A 17684-nucleotide genomic window follows, 5' to 3' on the forward strand; every position below is an offset into this window, starting at 1 on the left:
GAAAGGGCAGCCTCGGCTGCCCTTTTTCTTGAGCAAGCAGGAGTAAAGGTCCTGCGTGGGAGCGGGCTTGCCCCGCGATATTGTCAGATCAGGCAACAATTTCAACTGATCGGACGCCATCGCGGGGCAAGCCCGCTCCCACGCTAACCGATAGGCAGGTGACAAGGGTTCTCCCATATCCCTGCGGCTTGAGGTACAATTCCCGGCTATTTTTCGGCGGGCGTCCGGCTCGCAGCCTTTTCGAGTGTTGACCTGTGAGTGATTTGAGTCATATCCGCAATTTCTCCATCATCGCCCACATCGACCATGGCAAGTCGACGCTGGCCGACCGTTTCATCCAGATGTGCGGTGGCCTGTCGGCGCGCGAAATGGAAGCCCAGGTCCTCGATTCCATGGACTTGGAGCGCGAACGCGGTATCACCATCAAGGCCCACAGCGTCACGCTGCACTACAAGGCGCAGGATGGTAAAACCTACCAGCTGAACTTCATCGACACCCCCGGCCACGTTGACTTCACCTATGAAGTCTCGCGCTCGCTGGCGGCGTGCGAGGGCGCGCTGCTGGTGGTCGATGCCGGCCAGGGCGTCGAGGCGCAATCGGTGGCCAACTGCTACACCGCCATCGAGCAGGGCCTGGAAGTCATGCCCGTGCTGAACAAGATGGACCTGCCCCAGGCTGACCCGGACCGCGTCAAGGACGAGATCGAGAAGATCATCGGCATCGACGCCACCGACGCCGTGGCTTGCAGTGCCAAGAGCGGCATGGGCGTCGACGAGGTGCTCGAGCGCCTGGTACATACCATCCCCGCTCCGACCGGTGAGATCGACGCCCCGCTGCAGGCGCTGATCATCGACTCCTGGTTCGACAACTACCTGGGCGTGGTCTCGCTGGTGCGTGTGCGCCAGGGCCGCGTCAAGAAAGGCGACAAGATCCTGGTCAAGTCCACCGGCAAGGTGCATCTGGTCGACAGCGTTGGTGTGTTCACCCCGAAACACACCCAGACCGCTGATCTGAAAGCCGGTGAAGTGGGCTTCATCATCGCCAGCATCAAGGACATCCATGGTGCGCCGGTGGGCGACACCCTGACCCTGTCCAGCACCCCGGAAGTCGAAATGCTGGCGGGCTTCAAGAAGATCCAGCCGCAGGTCTACGCGGGCCTGTTCCCGGTCAGTTCCGACGACTTCGAGGACTTCCGCGACGCCCTGCAGAAGCTGACCCTGAACGACTCGTCGCTGCAATACATGCCGGAAAGCTCCGACGCCCTGGGCTTCGGCTTCCGTTGCGGCTTCCTCGGCATGCTGCACATGGAGATCATCCAGGAGCGCCTGGAGCGCGAATACGACCTGGACCTGATCACCACCGCGCCAAGCGTGATCTACGAGCTCGAGCTCAAGACCGGTGAGACCATCGTCGTCGACAACCCATCGAAGCTGCCGGACGTCTCGTCCGTCACCGACTTCCGCGAGCCGATCGTCACCGCGACCATCCTCGTGCCGCAGGAGCACCTGGGCAACGTCATCACCCTGTGCATCGAGAAGCGTGGCGTGCAGCGCGACATGCAGTTCCTCGGCAGCCAGGTGCAGGTGCGCTACGACATGCCGATGAACGAAGTGGTCCTGGACTTCTTCGACCGGCTCAAGTCCACCAGTCGCGGCTACGCGTCGCTGGACTACCATTTCGACCGCTACCAGTCGGCCAACCTGGTCAAGCTGGACGTGCTGATCAACGGCGACAAGGTCGATGCCCTGGCCCTGATCGTGCACCGCGACAACGCCGCCTACAAAGGCCGTGCGTTGACCGAAAAGATGAAGGAACTGATCCCTAGGCAGATGTTCGACGTGGCGATCCAGGCAGCTATCGGCGGCCAGATCATTGCGCGGACAACCGTCAAGGCGCTCAGAAAGAACGTACTGGCCAAGTGCTACGGTGGTGACGTCAGCCGTAAGAAGAAGCTGCTGGAGAAGCAGAAGGCCGGTAAGAAACGCATGAAGCAGGTAGGTAACGTGGAGATTCCACAGGAAGCCTTCCTCGCTGTGCTCAGGTTGGATAGCTAGGTCCTATGTCGCTAAATTTCCCGCTGTTGCTCGTCATCGCCGTCGCTGTCTGCGGTCTGTTGGGTCTGATCGACCTGCTGTTCCTGGCCCCGCGCCGGCGGGCGGCGATCGCCAACTACCAGGGCAGCGTCAGCCAGCCTGAAATGGCCGTGGTCGAACGCCTGAACAAGGAACCCTTGCTGGTTGAATACGGCAAGTCGTTCTTCCCGGTGCTGTTCATCGTGCTGGTGCTGCGTTCGTTCCTGGTCGAGCCGTTCCAGATCCCTTCGGGGTCGATGAAGCCGACGCTGGAAGTGGGCGACTTCATCCTGGTGAACAAGTTCTCCTACGGCATTCGCCTGCCGGTGATCGACAAGAAGGTCATCGAGGTGGGTGATCCGCAGCGCGGGGATGTGATGGTGTTCCGCTACCCGAGCGACCCCAACGTCAACTACATCAAGCGTGTGGTCGGCCTGCCGGGCGACGTGATCCGCTACACCGCCGACAAGCGGCTGTTCGTCAATGGCCAGGCGATTGCCGAGCAGCTGGTCGGCAGCGAGCCGGGCACCCTGGGCAGCGCCGAGCTGTACAAGGAAAAGCTCGGTGAAGCCGAGCACCTGATCCGCAAGGAAATGACCCGCTATCGCATGCCGCCGGACCAGCAGTGGACCGTGCCGTCCAGTCACTACTTCATGATGGGTGACAACCGCGACAACTCCAACGACAGTCGCTTCTGGGATGATCCGAACATTCCCAAGGAACTGCATGGCATGGTTCCGGACCGGAATATCGTCGGCAAGGCCTTTGCGGTCTGGATGAGCTGGCCAGAGCCGAAACTCAGCCACTTCCCGAACCTGTCGCGGGTCGGGCTGATCCATTGAGTAACGACGGCGCTGTCCATGGACGGCGCCGATTGCATTTCTGACATAGGCTGTGTTCTCAGGGAACGAGGCTTTCGCCGTTGTCGGCGTCTGACCACAGTCAAACCGTCTTTCAGGATGTTGATTTGAACAACGCGTTGAACATTGCCGGGGTCGCCCCATGAGTGGTTCCCTTGCACGCCTGGAGCGCAAGCTCGGCTATACCTTCAAGAATCAGGACCAGATGCTGCTGGCCCTGACCCATCGCAGCTACGCCGGGCGCAATAACGAGCGCCTGGAGTTCCTGGGTGATGCCATCCTCAACTTCGTGGTCGGCGAGGCGCTGTTCGAGCGCTTCCCGCAGGCGCGTGAAGGCCAGTTGTCGCGTCTTCGCGCCCGTCTGGTCAAGGGCGAGACCCTGGCGCGGCTGGCCCGCGGCTTCGACCTGGGCGAATACCTGCGCCTGGGCTCGGGCGAGCTGAAGAGCGGTGGTTTCCGTCGCGAGTCGATTCTTGCCGACGCCCTCGAGGCCTTGATCGGTGCGATCTACCAGGACGCCGACATGCAGACCGCACGCGAGCGAATCCTCGCCTGGCTGACCGACGAGTTCGATGGCCTGACCCTGGTCGACACCAACAAGGACCCCAAGACGCGCTTGCAGGAGTTCCTGCAGTCGCGTGCCTGCGAGTTGCCACGTTACGAAGTGGTGGATATCCAGGGCGAACCGCACTGCCGGACCTTCTTCGTCGAATGTGAAGTGGTCCTGCTGAACAAGAAAAGCCGCGGCCAGGGCGTGAGCCGGCGTATCGCCGAGCAGGTCGCCGCCGCCGCCGCATTGATCGCCCTGGGCGTGGAGAATGGCAATGACTGAGAATACTTCGACCCGCTGCGGCTATGTGGCCATCGTCGGTCGCCCCAACGTGGGCAAGTCCACGCTGCTCAACCACATCCTCGGCCAGAAGCTGGCGATCACCTCGCGCAAGCCGCAGACCACCCGCCACAACATGCTCGGCATCAAGACCGAGGGTGACGTGCAGGCGATCTACGTCGACACCCCCGGCATGCACAAGGCCAACGACAAGGCACTGAACCGCTACATGAACCGCAACGCCTCGGCGGCCCTGAAGGACGTCGACGTGGTGATCTTCGTGGTCGACCGCACCAAGTGGACCGACGAAGACCAGTTGGTGCTGGAGCGCGTGCAGTACGTGACCGGCCCGCTGATCATCGCGGTCAACAAAACCGACCGCATGGAAGAGAAGGCCGAGCTGATCCCGCACCTGCAGTGGCTGCAAGAGCAGCTGCCGAACGCCGAAGTGATGCCGATTTCCGCGCAGCAGGGGCACAACCTCGAAGCGCTGGAAGCACAGATCGCCAAGCACCTGCCCGAGAACGATCACTTCTTCCCCGAAGACCAGATCACCGACCGTAGCAGCCGCTTCCTGGCCGCCGAGCTGGTGCGCGAGAAGATCATGCGTCAGCTCGGTGCGGAGCTGCCGTACCAGATCACCGTGGAGATCGAGGAATTCAAGCAGCAGGGCCATGTGCTGCACATCCATGCGCTGATCCTGGTTGAGCGCGACGGCCAGAAGAAGATCATCATTGGCGACAAGGGCGAGCGCATCAAGCGCATCGGCTCCGAGGCGCGCAAGGACATGGAAGTACTGTTCGACTCCAAGGTCATGCTCAACCTGTGGGTCAAGGTGAAGGGCGGCTGGTCCGACGACGAGCGCGCCCTGCGTTCGCTGGGTTACGGCGACCTGTAAGCCCTTCGGCGGCACTGCCTCTGCTCCTGTGGGAGCGGCGATGCGGCGGCCCGACTTGCCTCGCGGTGGTGAACGCGGGGCAAGTCGGGCCCCTCAACGCCGCTCCCACAGTCATGTCCGATATCGAGTGGTCTGTGATGGAACAACCCACCCCCCAGCCGGCCTACGTGCTGCACAGCCGCGCCTACAAGGAAACCAGTGCGCTGGTGGACTTTCTTACCCCGCAAGGCAAGGTACGCGCCGTGCTGCGCCGGGCGCGGGGCAAGGGCGGTAGCCTGGTGCGGCCGTTCGTGCCGCTGGAGGTGGAGCTGCGCGGGCGCGGCGAGTTGAAGAACGTCGGCCGTCTGGATGCCGTCGGTATTTCAGCCTGGTTGCACGGTGACGCGCTGTTCAGCGGGTTGTACCTCAACGAACTGCTGATGCGCCTGCTGCCCGCCGAGGCGCCGCATCCGGCGCTGTTCGAGCACTACACCCTGACCTTGCAGGCCCTGGCCGCCGGGCGTGCGCTGGAGCCGCTGTTGCGCTCCTTCGAATGGCGTCTGCTGGATGAGCTGGGTTATGCCTTCACCCTGGACCATGACGTCAACGACAGCCCTGTGGTCGCCGAAGGCCTTTATCGCCTGCAGGTGGATGCGGGCCTTGAGCGGGTCGAACTGTTCCAGCCCGGTTTGTTCAAGGGCGGCGAACTGCTGGCCCTGGCCCAGGCCGACTGGGAGGCGCCTGGCGCCTTGCTTGCCGCCAAGCGCTTGATGCGCCAGGCACTGGCGGTCCACCTGGGGCCCAAGCCATTGGTCAGCCGGGAACTGTTTCGCAAGCGCTGAGCACGACGTATGCTGTGGCCCTCAACTTTCAGGAGTGCCCCTTCGTGACTCACAGCAACCGCATGCTTCTCGGCGTCAACATCGACCACGTGGCGACCCTGCGCCAGGCCCGGGGCACCCGCTATCCAGACCCGGTCAAGGCCGCCCTGGACGCCGAGGAAGCGGGTGCCGACGGCATCACCGTGCACCTGCGCGAAGACCGCCGGCACATTCAGGAGCGCGACGTGCTGCTGCTCAAGGACGTGCTGCAGACCCGCATGAACTTCGAGATGGGCGTCACCGAAGAGATGATGGCCTTCGCCGAGAAGATCCGCCCGGCGCATATCTGCCTGGTGCCGGAAACCCGCCAGGAACTGACCACCGAAGGCGGCCTCGATGTCGCCGGCCAGGAGGCGCGGATCAAGGCGGCTATCGAACGCCTGTCGCGCACCGGTGCCGAGGTGTCGCTGTTCATCGATGCCGACGAGCGGCAGATCCAGGCCTCGCGCCGTGTCGGCGCGCCGGCCATCGAGTTGCACACCGGCCGTTACGCTGATGCCGAGACACCGACCGAAGTGGCAGAGGAACTCAAGCGCATCGTCGATGGCGTGGCGTTTGGTGTTGGCCAGGGCCTGATCGTCAATGCCGGTCATGGCCTGCATTACCACAACGTCGAGGCGGTGGCCGCGATCAAGGGCATCAACGAGCTGAACATCGGCCATGCGCTGGTGGCCCATGCGCTGTTCGTCGGCTTCAAGGCCGCGGTGGCCGAGATGAAAGCGCTGATCGTCGCTGCTTCGCGCTGAGTCAATCGCGAGGTAAGCACCTCCCACAGGCTTTGCTGGAGCTCCTGTGGGAGCGAGCTTGCCCCGCGATAGCTTTACTCGGCCTTGAATACCAAGGTGAACCGCGTCGGCCCTTCGACCTGGCTCGTGACCTCGACCCGCCCCCCATGCAATTGCATGATCGACTTGACGATCGCCAACCCCAGCCCGGTTCCGCCCTCCAGCCGTGAACGCCCGGCTCCTGCCCGGTAAAAGCGTTCGAACAGGTGCGGCAGGTGCGTCTCGTCTATCCCCGTGCCCTGGTTCTGCACCCACACGGCAATCTCGTTGCCCAGCCGCTCGATACCTACGGCGACCGGCTTGCCCTCTGGTGCATGGCGAATCGCATTGCTCAACAGGTTCGACAGCGCCCGCTGGAACATCAACCGGTCCGCCAGGGCCGTGCCCCAGCCTTGCAGGTGCAGGGAGATACCCTTGAGCTCGGCACTGAAGGCGAACAGTTCACTCACCCGGGCCACTTCGTCCGCCAACGTCAGTGGCGCCAGGGCAACCTGGGTCTGCGGCTGGCTGACCTGGGCGAGGAACAGCATGTCGTTGATGATGCGGTTGAGGCGGGTCAGCTCCTCGACGCTGTCTTCGAGGGCTTCGCGGTACTTGTCGCCGTCACGCTCGCGGGCCAGGGTCACCTGGGCCTTGCCCATCAGGTTGCCGATGGGCGTGCGCAGCTCGTGGGCCAGGTCGTCGGAGAACTGCGACAGTTGGCGCACGCCCTGGTCGAGCCGGTCGAGCATGACGTTGATGGCGCGCGCCAGGTCGGCCAACTCACTGGGCAGACCTTGGTCGGGCAGGCGGTGTGCCAGGTCCTGGGCCGAAACCTGCCCGGCGATCCGGCGAAAGTGCCGCAACGGGCGCAGGCCGCGCTGCACCAGTTTCCAGGCGGCGATGCCGATCAGCACCAGCAGCAGCGGCAGGGCCAGCAGGGTCGAGTGCAGGTAGGCTTGCAGCAGGCTGTTGTCATCGCTGCGGTTGAGTGACATCAACACTTTTACCGGGGTGTCGTCGCGCAGGCGCATCAAGCGGCTGGCGGTGAGGATCTGATTGTCGCCGTCGTCGCGCCAGGCATGGAAGGTCAGCCGTTCGTCCGCTTCGAGGTTCAGCAAGTGCTGGGACTGCATGGCCGGGCCAAGGCTGAGCAGCGCTGGATGGCGGCCATTGACGGCCAGCACGCTGAGGCTGAGGTTGTCATGGCCCATGACCAGGTCGAGCAGGGGGTGGGCCCGGGCGCTGAGGTCGTCGCTGCGCAGGTCCACCCGCAGGTTGTGCTCGACCTGCTGCATCTTGCGCGTCAGGTCCTTGCGTGCCCGGCTATCCAGTTCATGGTCGAGGGCGAATACCGCCAGGCACGCCAGCAGCAGCACCAGCGCCGCGCCCAGCAGGGTGACGCCCAGGCCCAGGCGCAACGACAGGCTGGGGCGCTTCACGCCCGCGCCTCGAGCACGTAGCCGACGCCGCGCAGGGTATGGATCAGCTTGTCGTCGAAGGGGTCGTCGATCTTCGCCCGCAGGCGGCGGATCGATACCTCCACCACGTTGGTGTCGCAGTCGAAGTTCATGTCCCACACCAGCGAGATGATCTGGGTACGTGACAGCACTTCGCCGCTCTGGCGCATCAACAGGTGCAGCAAGGCGAACTCCTTCGCCGTCAGATCGATGCGCTGGCCGTTACGCCAGGCGCGGTGTCGGCCGGGGTCGAGCTCAAGGTCGGCGACCTTCAATGTGCTCGGCTGCAGGCGCTGGTCGTTGCGCCGGAGCAGGCTGCGGATACGCGCCAGCAGTTCGGGGAATTCGAACGGCTTTAGCAGGTAGTCGTCCGCGCCCAGGTCCAGCCCCTTGACCCGATCGGCGAGCCGGCCGTGGGCGGTGAGCATCATGATCCGCGTGGACGACTCGGCGCGCAGGCGCTGTAGTACGCCCCAGCCATCGAGCCCGGGCAGGTTGACGTCGAGGATCACCAGGTCGTAGGGCTGCTGGCGGGCCAGGTGCAGGCCGTCGGTGCCGGTGTAGGCGCAGTCGACCACATAGCCGTTTTCGCGCAGGCCTTGCTGCAGGTAGTCAGCGGTACGGGGTTCGTCCTCGATGATCAGTAGGCGCATGGTCGGGCTCTGTGTGGAAAGGGGGCGATTCTCGACCCTGTAGTGACATCAGGGTCAAGCGGCGAGGATGTTACTGGATGCGAATGGCGATAAGAGGAGGATTGCTGATTTGTAATCTGCAGGTCATATGGGCGACAGGCTTGTCGTCATCGCGGGGCAAGCCCACTGCCACGAGTTTCTGTGGGGATTTCAGGACTGTAATGTCCGCCTCACCTTGCTGTTAGCTGCGCCTTGCCATGATGGCCCTGTCGATACGGTTATCACGAGGCAAGCACGATGAACCTGACCAAGTACCTGCTGCTGGCGATCCTCGCCCTGGGCAGCACCAACGTTTTCGCCGAGGGTGGCGCGGAGCGTTCCAAGCAATTCTGGCAAGCCTTCCGCGAGGACCAGGCGCGTCTGCATGGCGACAAGCAGCAGGCCGTGGCCGAGCGTGAGCGCAAGGCCGAAGAGAAGGCCCGCGAGCTGGCCAAGGATTGAGCACCACACGCCTGCGCCGCGACAGCTCCTCGGCGCAGGTGAGCCTGGGCGCCCGAATGGGCGCCTTTTTTTATTTACGCGCCAGCAATGTGGCGCGGCGTGGCGCCGGCAGGCCTTCAATGGTCTTGCCGTGGTCATTGGGGGCGAGGAAATCGCCAAGCGACTGGTAGCGCATCCACTCGGTGCTGCGTTGTTCCTCGACGCTGGTGACGCTGACATCGACGCAGCGCACATCGCTGAAGCCGGCGCGGCGCAGCCAGCGCTCCAGGGCTGGCACCGACGGCAGGAACCATACGTTGCGCATCTGCGCGTAGCGGTCCTCGGGCACCAGCACCTGGTTTTCGTCGCCCTCGATCACCAGGGTTTCCAGTACCAGCTCGCCACCCTTGACCAGGCAATCCTTGAGCGCCAGCAAATGCTCGATGGGCGAGCGGCGGTGGTAGAACACGCCCATGGAGAATACGGTGTCGAAACCTTCGAGGTTGGCCGGCAGCTCTTCGAGGGCGAACGGCAGGTGCCACGCCGGCAGGTCCGGCAGGTACTGCTGCACGGCCTGGAACTGGCAGAAGAACAACCAGTTGGGGTCGACGCCGATGACCATGTCGGCGCCGGCACCGAGCATGCGCCACTGGTAGTAGCCGTTACCGCAACCCACGTCGAGCACGCGTTTGCCCTTGAGATCCAGGTGCGGGCCGACCCGCGACCATTTCCAGTCCGAGCGCCATTCGGTATCGACATGCACGCCGAACAGGTCGAACGGGCCCTTGCGCCAGGGCGACAGGCCCATCAGCGCCTGGCGCATCTGCGCCCGGGTGGCGTCGTCGCAGGCGCAGTCCAGGCGCAGGCCGTCGACCAGGTCGATTTCGCTCGGGGTCAGCTGCGGCAGTGCGTCGAGGGCGCCGCGCCAGCGATCGAGGTCGCCGTGGCCCTTTTCCAGCTTGCTTTCGAGTTGTGCCTGCAGGCCTTGGGACCAGGTGGCAAGGGGCGTGCCGGCCAGGCGGCGGACGAGGGGGGACAGATCGATCATGGCAGGGCTATCAGCGAGGCAAAGTTGAGGCATTGGAACCAGGGCACGACCTTGGAGAAGCCGGCGGCGCGCAGGCGCGCTTCATGGGTTTCCAGGGTGTCGGGTTTCATCACGTTCTCGATGGCGCTGCGTTTCTGGGCGATTTCCAGTTCGCTGTAGCCATTGGCACGCTTGAAGTCCAGGTGCAGTTCGTTGAGCAGTTCCTGCTCCTGGGCGTCGGTGAAGCGCAGTTTCTCCGAGAGAATCAACGCGCCGCCCGGCAAAAGTGCCTGGCGGATGCGGGCAAGCAGGTCCAGGCGCTGTTCGGGGGCGACGAACTGCAGGGTGAAGTTCATTGCCACGACCGAGGCCGGCTCGAAGGGCAGGGCCAGAATATCGGCCTCCAGCACCTGCGCCGGCAGCAACTCCTGGAACATCGAGTCCTGGGCTGTGAGGTACTGTCGGCAGCGCTCGACCATGGCCGCCGAGTTGTCCACCGCGATCACCCGGCAGCCGTCCGTGCGCACATGGCGACGCAGCGCCTGGGTCACTGCGCCCAGCGAGGCGCCGAGGTCGTACAGCGCGGAGTTGGGTTGGGCGAAGCGCGCGGCAAGCACGCCGAGGTTCTCGACGATGGTCGGGTAACCGGGCACCGAGCGCTTGATCATGTCCGGGAACACCTGCACCACGTCTTCGTTGAAGACGAAGTCGGGCACCTGCTCCAGGGGTTGGGCGAATAGGCGGTCGGGTTGTTTGCTCACGGTGGGTCCAGGCGGCTGGCAATCTACAGGGGCGGCATTCTAGCCAAACCACGGCAAGCTTGCATGACTGGCTGACCGGCGCCGTGCGCTCAGTTGACCCGAATGGCGCAATCGAAGGTCTGTACGGGACGTACTTCCGGGGCCCAGGGCTGCTGGTAGACCAGGATCAGGTGGCCCTCACCAGCGGCCTTGGCCTGGAAGCGCCAGCTGGACAGGCCGCCGCTGCCGACGATGCCGGCTTGCTCCGGAGAGCTGTACACCTCAGGGCCGAGGCTGCGCAGGATCTCCGAAGCCGGGTTCTGCACCAGCCAGCGGTAGCCGGTGGTGGGGTTGCTGGGCAAGGTGAGGGTCAGGGTCTGGCCGACCTGCAGGCGCTTGGGGCATTCGCTTTCGCCGTCCAGTTCGACGGTGCGTTGCGGTTGCTGGGCGCAGGCGGTGAGCAGGGCCAGGGCGGCGGGGACGAGCAGGCGAGGGAGGGACATGTTGGCTCCTGAAGCTGGAATGGCCTGAGGATAACCGAAGCTGTCGGAAGTTTGTGTGGTCTGCGCGGGCTCTATCGCCGGCAAGCCGGCTCCCACAAGTAGGATACATGCCGCACTGTGTGGGAGCCGGCTTGCCGGCGATAGGGCCGCAACGCGGCCCCGTCCTCTTTAGAACAATACTTTCGCCACGTCGGCGAAGCGCTTGGCGAAATGTACGCTCAGCCCGTCCTTCAGATACTCGGGCAATTCTTCGAAATCGCCACGGTTGGCCTCCGGCAGGATCAGTTCGAAGATCTTCTGTCGCCGCGCGGCGATCACTTTCTCGCGGACCCCGCCGATCGGCAGCACCTGGCCGGTCAGGGTCAGCTCGCCGGTCATGGCCACGCCTCTCTTCGGCGGCTGGTCGCGAGCCAGCGACAGCAAGGCACTGGCCATGGTCACGCCGGCGCTGGGGCCATCCTTGGGGGTTGCGCCCTCGGGCACGTGCAGGTGAATGAACGCCTCGTTGAAGTAGCCGGGCGTGCCACCGAACTGCTTGAGGTTCGAGCTGATGAAGCTGTATGCGATCTCCGCCGATTCCTTCATCACGTCACCCAACTGCCCGGTGAGCTTGAGACCGCGGTTGAGGCTGTGGATGTGGGTGGCCTCGATCGGCAGGGTGGCGCCGCCCATGCTGGTCCAGGCAAGGCCGGTGATAACGCCCTTGCCGGCCAGCACCTGCTCGCTGCGGAACACCGGCATGCCCAGGGCGGGCTCGAGGTCCTTGGCGGCAATCTTGAGCTTGGCGTCCGGGTCTTCCAGCAGTTTGACCACCGACTTGCGCACCAGCTTGCCCAGCTGTTTCTCCAGCTGGCGCACACCGGCTTCGCGGGCATAGCCCTCGATCACCGCGCGCAGCGCGGCGTCGTTGATGCTCAGGCTGGTCTTGGCCACGCCGGCCTTGTCCAGCTGCTTGGGCCATAGGTGGCGCTTGGCGATGGCCAGCTTCTCTTCGGTGATGTAGCCGGAAAGGCGGATCACTTCCATGCGGTCGAGCAAGGGGCCGGGGATCGAGTCCAGGGTGTTGGCGGTGCAGACGAACAGCACCTTGGACAGGTCCAGGCGCAGGTCCAGGTAGTGGTCGAGGAAGTCGACATTCTGTTCCGGGTCGAGGGTTTCCAGCAGCGCCGAGGCCGGGTCGCCCTGGTAGCTCTGGCCCATCTTGTCGATCTCGTCGAGCATGATCACCGGGTTCATCACCTCGACCTCCTTCAGCGCCTGCACCAGCTTGCCCGGCTGGGCGCCGATGTAGGTGCGGCGGTGGCCCTTGATCTCGGCCTCGTCACGCATGCCGCCGACGCTGAAACGGTAGAACGGCCGGCCCAGGGATTCGGCGATGGACTTGCCGATGCTGGTCTTGCCTACCCCGGGCGGACCCACCAGCAGGACGATGGAGCCGCTGATCTCACCCTTCCAGGCGCCGACGGCAAGGAACTCGAGAATGCGTTCCTTGATGTCGTCGAGCCCGGCGTGGTGGCGGTCGAGTACCTTGCGCGCGTGCTTGAGGTCGAGCTTGTCCTTGCCGTACACACCCCAGGGCAGCGCGGTGGCCCACTCCAGGTAGTTGCGGGTGACGGCATACTCCGGCGAGCCGGTCTCGAGGATCGCCAGCTTGCCCATCTCCTCGTCGATGCGTTTTTTCGCTTGCTCGGGCAGGGTCTTGCCCACCAGGCGCTGTTGGAACTGCTCCACGTCGGCGCTGCGGTCGTCCTTGGTCAGGCCCAGCTCCTGCTGGATGACCTTGAGCTGTTCCTTGAGGAAGAATTCGCGTTGATGCTCGCCGATCTGGCGGTTCACCTCGGCTGATATCTCGTTCTGCAGGCGGGCGACCTCGACCTCCTTGCGCAGCATCGGCAGGACCTTTTCCATGCGCTTGAGCATGGGCACGCAGTCGAGCACTTCCTGCAGCTGGTTGCCGGTGGCCGAGGTGAGGGCGGCGGCGAAGTCGGTCAGCGGCGACGGATCGTTGGGGCTGAAGCGGTTGAGGTAGTTCTTCAGTTCTTCGCTGTACAGCGGGTTGAGCGGCAACAATTCCTTGATCGCGTTGATCAGGGCCATGCCGTAGGCCTTCACTTCGTCGGTGGGCTCCGCCGGCTGGCGTGGGTAGTCGACCTCCACCAGGTAGGGCGGGCGGTGGTGCTTGAGCCAGGTGCGGATGCGCACGCGGGTCAGGCCCTGGGCGACGAACTGCAGCTTGCCGCCTTCGCGGCTGGCGTGGTGGACCTTCACCAGGGTGCCGTATTCGGGCAGGGCCTTGGTGTCGAAGTGGCGGTGGTCCTCCGGCGGGGTGTCCATGAAGAACAGCGCCAGGGAGTGGTGCGGGGTCTTGGCGACCAGATCGAGGGTTTCGGCCCAGGGTTCTTCATTGACGATCACCGGCAGCACTTGCGCGGGGAAGAACGGGCGGTTGTGGATCGGGATCACGTAGACCTTGTCCGGCAGTTGCTGGCCGGGCAGGGCGAGATGGTGACCGGGGGCGGTCGCGGGATCGAGATGTTCGACTTCGCTGTGTTCGTCGGGATGTTCCGGGAAATCCTGCTGGTCGCTCATGGGGCACCTGCGTGAATGGCTATGGTGCTTAGATGGGGCGGTGGTTGGCAGGTTTCAATGGTAGACGAAGGGGGGAGAACTGCGGAGGGAAACAATAGCGGGGCAAGCCCGCTCCCTCGATGGGAGTGGGCTTGCCCCGCGACAGGCGTGATGCTTACTCAGCCAATTTGTAAGCGATGATGTAGTCGCCCATTTTCGTGCCGAGCGAGCCATGGCCGCCTGCAGTCACCAGCACGTACTGCTTGCCATCCTTGCCGGTGTAGCTCATCGGCGTGGCCTGGCCGCCTGCCGGCAGGCGAGCCTTCCACAGCTCCTGGCCGTTCTTCACGTCGTAGGCGCGCAGGTACTGGTCCAGGGTGCCGCTGAGGAAGCCGACACCGCCGGCAGTGACGATCGAGCCCCCCATGCTTGGCACGCCCACCGGCATGCCGATCGGTACCGGGGTGCTGTCACGGGTGGTGCCGTTCTTGTGCTTCCACACCACTTTGTTGGTGAACAGGTCGATGGCTGCCACGTAGCCCCAGGCCGGCGCCTGGCACGGAATGCCCAGCGGCGACATGAACGGATGCATGGTCACGGCGTACGGCGCACCGGTGTTCGGCTGCACGCCGCTGGTTTCGCTCTCGCGCTTGCTGCCTTCGGCGACCTGCTCGCGTGGGACCATCTTCGACACGAAAGCCATGTAGTTCGGCGAGGTGAAGAGGATCTGGCGCACCGGGTCGACCGAGACGCTGCCCCAGTTGAACACGCCGACGTTGCCCGGGTAGACCAGGCTGCCCTGCTCGGACGGCGGGGTGTACTGGCCTTCGTAGCGCAGGCTGCGGAACTGGATGCGGCAGAGCATCTGGTCGAACGGCGTGGCGCCCCACATGGCCTGTTCGGTCAGGTCAGGGCCGAGCAGGTTGAGGTCGGAACGGGCCTGGGTCGGTGCGGTGTGGTCGCCCTTGACCGCGCCTTGGGGGACCGGGATCTCGCGGATCGGCACGATCGGCGTACCGTCGCGGCGGTCGAGCACGTACAGGCTGCCTTGCTTGGTCGGCACGATGACCGCCGGCTTGACGCCGTCGTCGGTCTTCAGGTGCACCAGGGTGGGCTGGCTGCCGACGTCCATGTCCCACAGGTCATGGTGGGTGAACTGGTAGTTCCAGCGCGCCTTGCCGGTGGCCAGGTCCAGGGCGACGATGCCGGCGCTGTACTTCTCGGCGCCAGGGGTGCGGTCGGCGCCCCACTGGTCGGGCGTCTGGTTGCCCAGCGGCAGGTAGATCATGCCGAGGTCTTCGTCGACGCTGGCGATCGACCACATGTTGGCCGAGTTGCGGCTGTAGAACTTGCCGTCGGCCAGGGGCTTGGTGTCTTCGGGGTTGTTGCTGTCCCAGTTCCACACCAGATGGCCGTCGTGCACGTCGTAGGCGCGGATCACGCCGGACGGCTCGTTGGTCGACTCGTTGTCGGTGACGTGGCCACCGATGATCACCAGGCTGCGGGTGATCGCGGCCGGCGAGGTGGAGTAGTAGCCACCGGCGGTGAACGGGCCGATGCCGCGGGTCAGGTCGATCACGCCCTGGTTGGCGAAACCTTCGCAGACCTTGCCGGTGTCGGCGTTGATGGCGATCAGGCGGGCGTCGGCAGTAGGCAGGTAGAGGCGGCGCGGGCAGGCCTGGGCCACGGCCTGGCCTGCGTCGGTGATCTTCGGCGCGGGGCTGCCATCGCGGCTGACGTAGCTGTTCTCGTCATAGTACGAGACGCCGCGGCAGGTCATGTGGGCGAAGCCCTTGAAAGTGCCGGTGGGGCTCTTGACCTGCGGATCAAAGCGCCAGATCTCGGCGCCGGTATCCGGGTCCAGCGCCAGCAGGCGGCTGTGGGCGGTGCAGGCGTAGAGCATGCCGTTGACCTTCAGCGGCGTGTTCTGGTTGGTCAGCTCCACCGGGTCGTTCTCGGTCGGCAGGTCGCCGGTGCGAATGCGCCAGGCCTCTTCCAGGCGGTAGGCGTTCTGCGGGGTGATCTGGCGCAGCGGCGAGTAGCGGTCACCATGCTCGGTGCGGCCGTAAGCCTGCCATTCACCGTCGGGCATGGCCGGGGCGGCGCTGCCCATTTCGCTGTTGTCGCGGGTGAACTCGCCACGGATCTCGCCCGGGTGAGTGAACTGGCTGGCCAGGGCGGTGGCGCCGGAGGCGACCACGGCGACGCTGAGCAGGGCAGTGTTGACCTTCGATGCAGGGCCCACCAGTGGGCGGCGCGCCCACGGCAGCAGCAGGACCACGCCGATGGCGAACCAGATGGCCAGGCGAGGCACCAACTGCCACCAGTCAAGGCCCACTTCCAGCAGCGCCCAGGCGGTGCTGCCCAGCAGTACCAGGCCATACAGGCCCAGGGCGATGCGACGCTTGGCCAGCAGCAGGATGCCGGACAGGGCGAAGCCGATACCGGCAATCAGGTAGTAAAGCGAGCCGCCCAGCTGGCTCAGCTTGATGCCGCCGGCCAGCAGGGCCAGGCCCATCAGCAGCAGCAGCACGCCCATCAGGCGCGGTAGCCAGCGGGTTCCATTCTTGGCACCGTCAGTGCTCATCGTCTGTTCTCCGTAGTGTGAAAGGGTCGGGTTAGAAACTGCTCTGGATCTTCAGGCCGCCGATCAACGCGTCGTCGACCCGCGACACCCCGCCCGGATGGCGGATGTACTGCAGGTTCGGGCGTACGGTGAGCCAGTCGGCCAGGTGGATGCCGTAATAGAGTTCGGCGCTGTACTCGGTGTCCTGCACGGGCAGGAAGCCGGGGTTGTCGTAGTCGTCCAGGCCGTTGGCCTGGTTGATGAGGCGGGCGTTCTTGCGATAGCCGGGGTTGACGTGCACGCGGGCCAGGGCGAAACCGATGTCGTCCTTGGCGCGGGCATCGAACGGCCCTTTGTAAACCACACCTGCCTGCACATAGTTGTCGATGGCATTGGTCTTCTTGTCGTGCACCGTGGCGTTGGCGAACAGGCTCAGGCCGCGGGACTGGTCGGAGGCCAGCGAAGTCACCTGCTGCTGGGCACCGAGCCACAGGCCGTGCTTGCTCGAGCTGCTGCGATAGGCGGCGCCGCTGATGGCGGCCGGCGTACCGTTGCTGTCCTTGAGTACATCCTGTGCCTTGGCATTACTGTAGTAGTAGCCGGCGCGATATTCCCCTTTCAGGCCATTGACCCGTGGGCTCCAGACCAGTTCTATCGGCATCACCGCGCCCTGGGTGCCGCTGCCGCTGAGCTTGAAGCCGTTGCCGCTCTCCAGGTTCGAAGGGTTCTGCTCGAACACGCCGACCTGGGCGTAGAGCGCCTCGTTCAGGTTGTAACGCACGCGCAGTGCCCACTGGCTGACCGGCCAGTTGTACCAGATGCCGCCGACCCAGTTGCCCACCTGCGAGCCGCAGAACGCCAGGTTCTGGAAATCGCAGGGGAAGCTGTTGAAGTCCTCGCCTTCGCCGAAGCGGCCGAATTTCACGTCCAGCGCGCCATCGAAGTATTTCTGCTTGATCCACATCTGCGTCAGTCGCCAGGTCTGGCCACGGCCCCAGACTTCCTGGGCCGAGGTGAAGCCGCCGACGCGCGGGTCGTTGATGCGGTCGTTGCTGATGTTGTTGCCGTGGCGTTCGGTGACGGTCAGCTGCACCTCGGTGTCGTGCCAGCCGAGGATCTTCTGCAGGTCCATGTTCACGCCGAAGGTGAACTGGTCGCTGTAGCGTGCGGCGCGGTCGTGGCTGTAGCCACCGTGCAGGTTGCTGCCCATCTCGCCGGTGTAGCCAAGGGTGAAGTCATAGCCCCTCTCCAGCAGTTCGCTGCGGGTACCGCCCCAGTCGCCGAGCATCCACTTCGAGTCCTTGGCGAACATTTCGCTGGCACTGGTGGTAGGGGACAGGGCACCGAGCAGGGTGGCGAGGGCGAGGCCGGAGTAACGGGTATTGGGCAGCTGGAGCATGAGATAGCGCTATCTTTTGATTGTTG

Annotated in this window: 15 protein-coding genes; 7 read left to right on the plus strand and 8 right to left on the minus strand. The window is 64.5% G+C overall.

What is annotated here, in order from left to right; all coding sequences use genetic code 11:
- Positions 1–254: 254 nt before the first annotated feature.
- The 6 genes from lepA (at position 255) to pdxJ (ending at position 6265) form a co-directional block, all read left to right on the plus strand.
- The gene (gene lepA / locus AC3WL2_RS01655; protein WP_038705563.1) at positions 255–2054 is read left to right on the plus strand and encodes a translation elongation factor 4; all 1800 of its coding nucleotides are present in this window, start codon (positions 255–257) and stop codon (positions 2052–2054) included.
- A gap of 5 nt (positions 2055–2059) precedes the next feature.
- Positions 2060–2914 (plus strand): signal peptidase I, encoded by an 855-nt coding sequence (lepB, locus tag AC3WL2_RS01660; protein WP_102681612.1) that lies wholly within the window; start codon positions 2060–2062, stop codon positions 2912–2914.
- 160 nt (positions 2915–3074) lie between these two features.
- Positions 3075–3764 carry a ribonuclease III gene (rnc, locus tag AC3WL2_RS01665; RefSeq protein ID WP_023630413.1) on the plus strand — a complete coding sequence of 230 codons (690 nt, stop codon included), beginning with the start codon at positions 3075–3077 and terminating at the stop codon, positions 3762–3764.
- On the plus strand, positions 3757–4659 hold the full coding sequence (gene era / locus AC3WL2_RS01670) for a GTPase Era (protein ID WP_031315023.1): 903 nt from the start codon (positions 3757–3759) through the stop codon (positions 4657–4659). Before rnc ends, era begins: the two co-directional genes overlap by 8 nt.
- Positions 4660–4796: 137 nt before the next feature.
- Complete coding sequence (gene recO, locus AC3WL2_RS01675; protein ID WP_102681613.1) at positions 4797–5480, plus strand: DNA repair protein RecO; 684 nt, start codon at positions 4797–4799, stop codon at positions 5478–5480.
- Between the two features lie 62 nt (positions 5481–5542).
- Positions 5543–6265 (plus strand): pyridoxine 5'-phosphate synthase, encoded by a 723-nt coding sequence (gene pdxJ / locus AC3WL2_RS01680; RefSeq protein WP_219730207.1) that lies wholly within the window; start codon positions 5543–5545, stop codon positions 6263–6265.
- A gap of 74 nt (positions 6266–6339) precedes the next feature.
- Here pdxJ and AC3WL2_RS01685 read toward each other — a convergent pair whose 3' ends face one another.
- A complete protein-coding gene (locus AC3WL2_RS01685) occupies positions 6340–7725 on the minus strand; it encodes a heavy metal sensor histidine kinase (protein WP_102681615.1) in 1386 nt (461 codons plus the stop codon).
- The gene (locus AC3WL2_RS01690) at positions 7722–8396 is read right to left on the minus strand and encodes a heavy metal response regulator transcription factor (RefSeq protein WP_102681616.1); all 675 of its coding nucleotides are present in this window, start codon (positions 8394–8396) and stop codon (positions 7722–7724) included. Before AC3WL2_RS01690 ends, AC3WL2_RS01685 begins: the two co-directional genes overlap by 4 nt.
- Before the next feature lie 276 nt (positions 8397–8672).
- On the opposite strand from AC3WL2_RS01690, the gene AC3WL2_RS01695 reads away from it, so the two are divergent.
- A complete protein-coding gene (locus AC3WL2_RS01695; RefSeq protein ID WP_102681617.1) occupies positions 8673–8876 on the plus strand; it encodes a hypothetical protein in 204 nt (67 codons plus the stop codon).
- 70 nt (positions 8877–8946) lie between these two features.
- Here AC3WL2_RS01695 and cmoB read toward each other — a convergent pair whose 3' ends face one another.
- The 6 genes from cmoB to AC3WL2_RS01725 form a co-directional block, all read right to left on the minus strand.
- Positions 8947–9903 (minus strand): tRNA 5-methoxyuridine(34)/uridine 5-oxyacetic acid(34) synthase CmoB, encoded by a 957-nt coding sequence (gene cmoB, locus AC3WL2_RS01700; RefSeq protein ID WP_102681618.1) that lies wholly within the window; start codon positions 9901–9903, stop codon positions 8947–8949.
- The gene (gene cmoA, locus AC3WL2_RS01705) at positions 9900–10643 is read right to left on the minus strand and encodes a carboxy-S-adenosyl-L-methionine synthase CmoA (RefSeq protein WP_102681619.1); all 744 of its coding nucleotides are present in this window, start codon (positions 10641–10643) and stop codon (positions 9900–9902) included. The genes cmoB and cmoA overlap by 4 nt, the downstream gene beginning before the upstream one ends.
- Positions 10644–10732: 89 nt before the next feature.
- A complete protein-coding gene (locus AC3WL2_RS01710) occupies positions 10733–11125 on the minus strand; it encodes a protease inhibitor I42 family protein (protein WP_046856831.1) in 393 nt (130 codons plus the stop codon).
- A 168-nt stretch (positions 11126–11293) separates the two neighbouring features.
- Complete coding sequence (gene lon, locus AC3WL2_RS01715) at positions 11294–13714, minus strand: endopeptidase La (protein ID WP_102681620.1); 2421 nt, start codon at positions 13712–13714, stop codon at positions 11294–11296.
- A 154-nt stretch (positions 13715–13868) separates the two neighbouring features.
- Entirely contained in the window at positions 13869–16280 is a 2412-nt protein-coding gene (locus AC3WL2_RS01720) for a glucose/quinate/shikimate family membrane-bound PQQ-dependent dehydrogenase (RefSeq protein WP_102681621.1), read from the minus strand.
- A 31-nt stretch (positions 16281–16311) separates the two neighbouring features.
- The gene (locus tag AC3WL2_RS01725; protein WP_102681622.1) at positions 16312–17658 is read right to left on the minus strand and encodes a carbohydrate porin; all 1347 of its coding nucleotides are present in this window, start codon (positions 17656–17658) and stop codon (positions 16312–16314) included.
- Positions 17659–17684: the final 26 nt, after the last annotated feature.

The sequence above is a fragment of the Pseudomonas sp. FW305-96 genome (assembly GCF_058783825.1).

Bases quoted from the DNA above. Each gene is read 5' to 3' on its own strand.
- lepB (WP_102681612.1), top strand. From the start codon at position 2,060: ATGTCGCTAAATTTCCCGCTGTTGCTCGTCATCGCCGTCGCTGTCTGC.
- rnc (WP_023630413.1), top strand. From the start codon at position 3,075: ATGAGTGGTTCCCTTGCACGCCTGGAGCGCAAGCTCGGCTATACCTTC.
- era (WP_031315023.1), top strand. From the start codon at position 3,757: ATGACTGAGAATACTTCGACCCGCTGCGGCTATGTGGCCATCGTCGGT.
- recO (WP_102681613.1), top strand. From the start codon at position 4,797: ATGGAACAACCCACCCCCCAGCCGGCCTACGTGCTGCACAGCCGCGCC.
- pdxJ (WP_219730207.1), top strand. From the start codon at position 5,543: ATGCTTCTCGGCGTCAACATCGACCACGTGGCGACCCTGCGCCAGGCC.
- AC3WL2_RS01690 (WP_102681616.1), bottom strand. From the start codon at position 8,396: ATGCGCCTACTGATCATCGAGGACGAACCCCGTACCGCTGACTACCTG.
- AC3WL2_RS01695 (WP_102681617.1), top strand. From the start codon at position 8,673: ATGAACCTGACCAAGTACCTGCTGCTGGCGATCCTCGCCCTGGGCAGC.
- cmoB (WP_102681618.1), bottom strand. From the start codon at position 9,903: ATGATCGATCTGTCCCCCCTCGTCCGCCGCCTGGCCGGCACGCCCCTT.
- AC3WL2_RS01710 (WP_046856831.1), bottom strand. From the start codon at position 11,125: ATGTCCCTCCCTCGCCTGCTCGTCCCCGCCGCCCTGGCCCTGCTCACC.
- lon (WP_102681620.1), bottom strand. From the start codon at position 13,714: ATGAGCGACCAGCAGGATTTCCCGGAACATCCCGACGAACACAGCGAA.
- AC3WL2_RS01720 (WP_102681621.1), bottom strand. From the start codon at position 16,280: ATGAGCACTGACGGTGCCAAGAATGGAACCCGCTGGCTACCGCGCCTG.
- AC3WL2_RS01725 (WP_102681622.1), bottom strand. From the start codon at position 17,658: ATGCTCCAGCTGCCCAATACCCGTTACTCCGGCCTCGCCCTCGCCACC.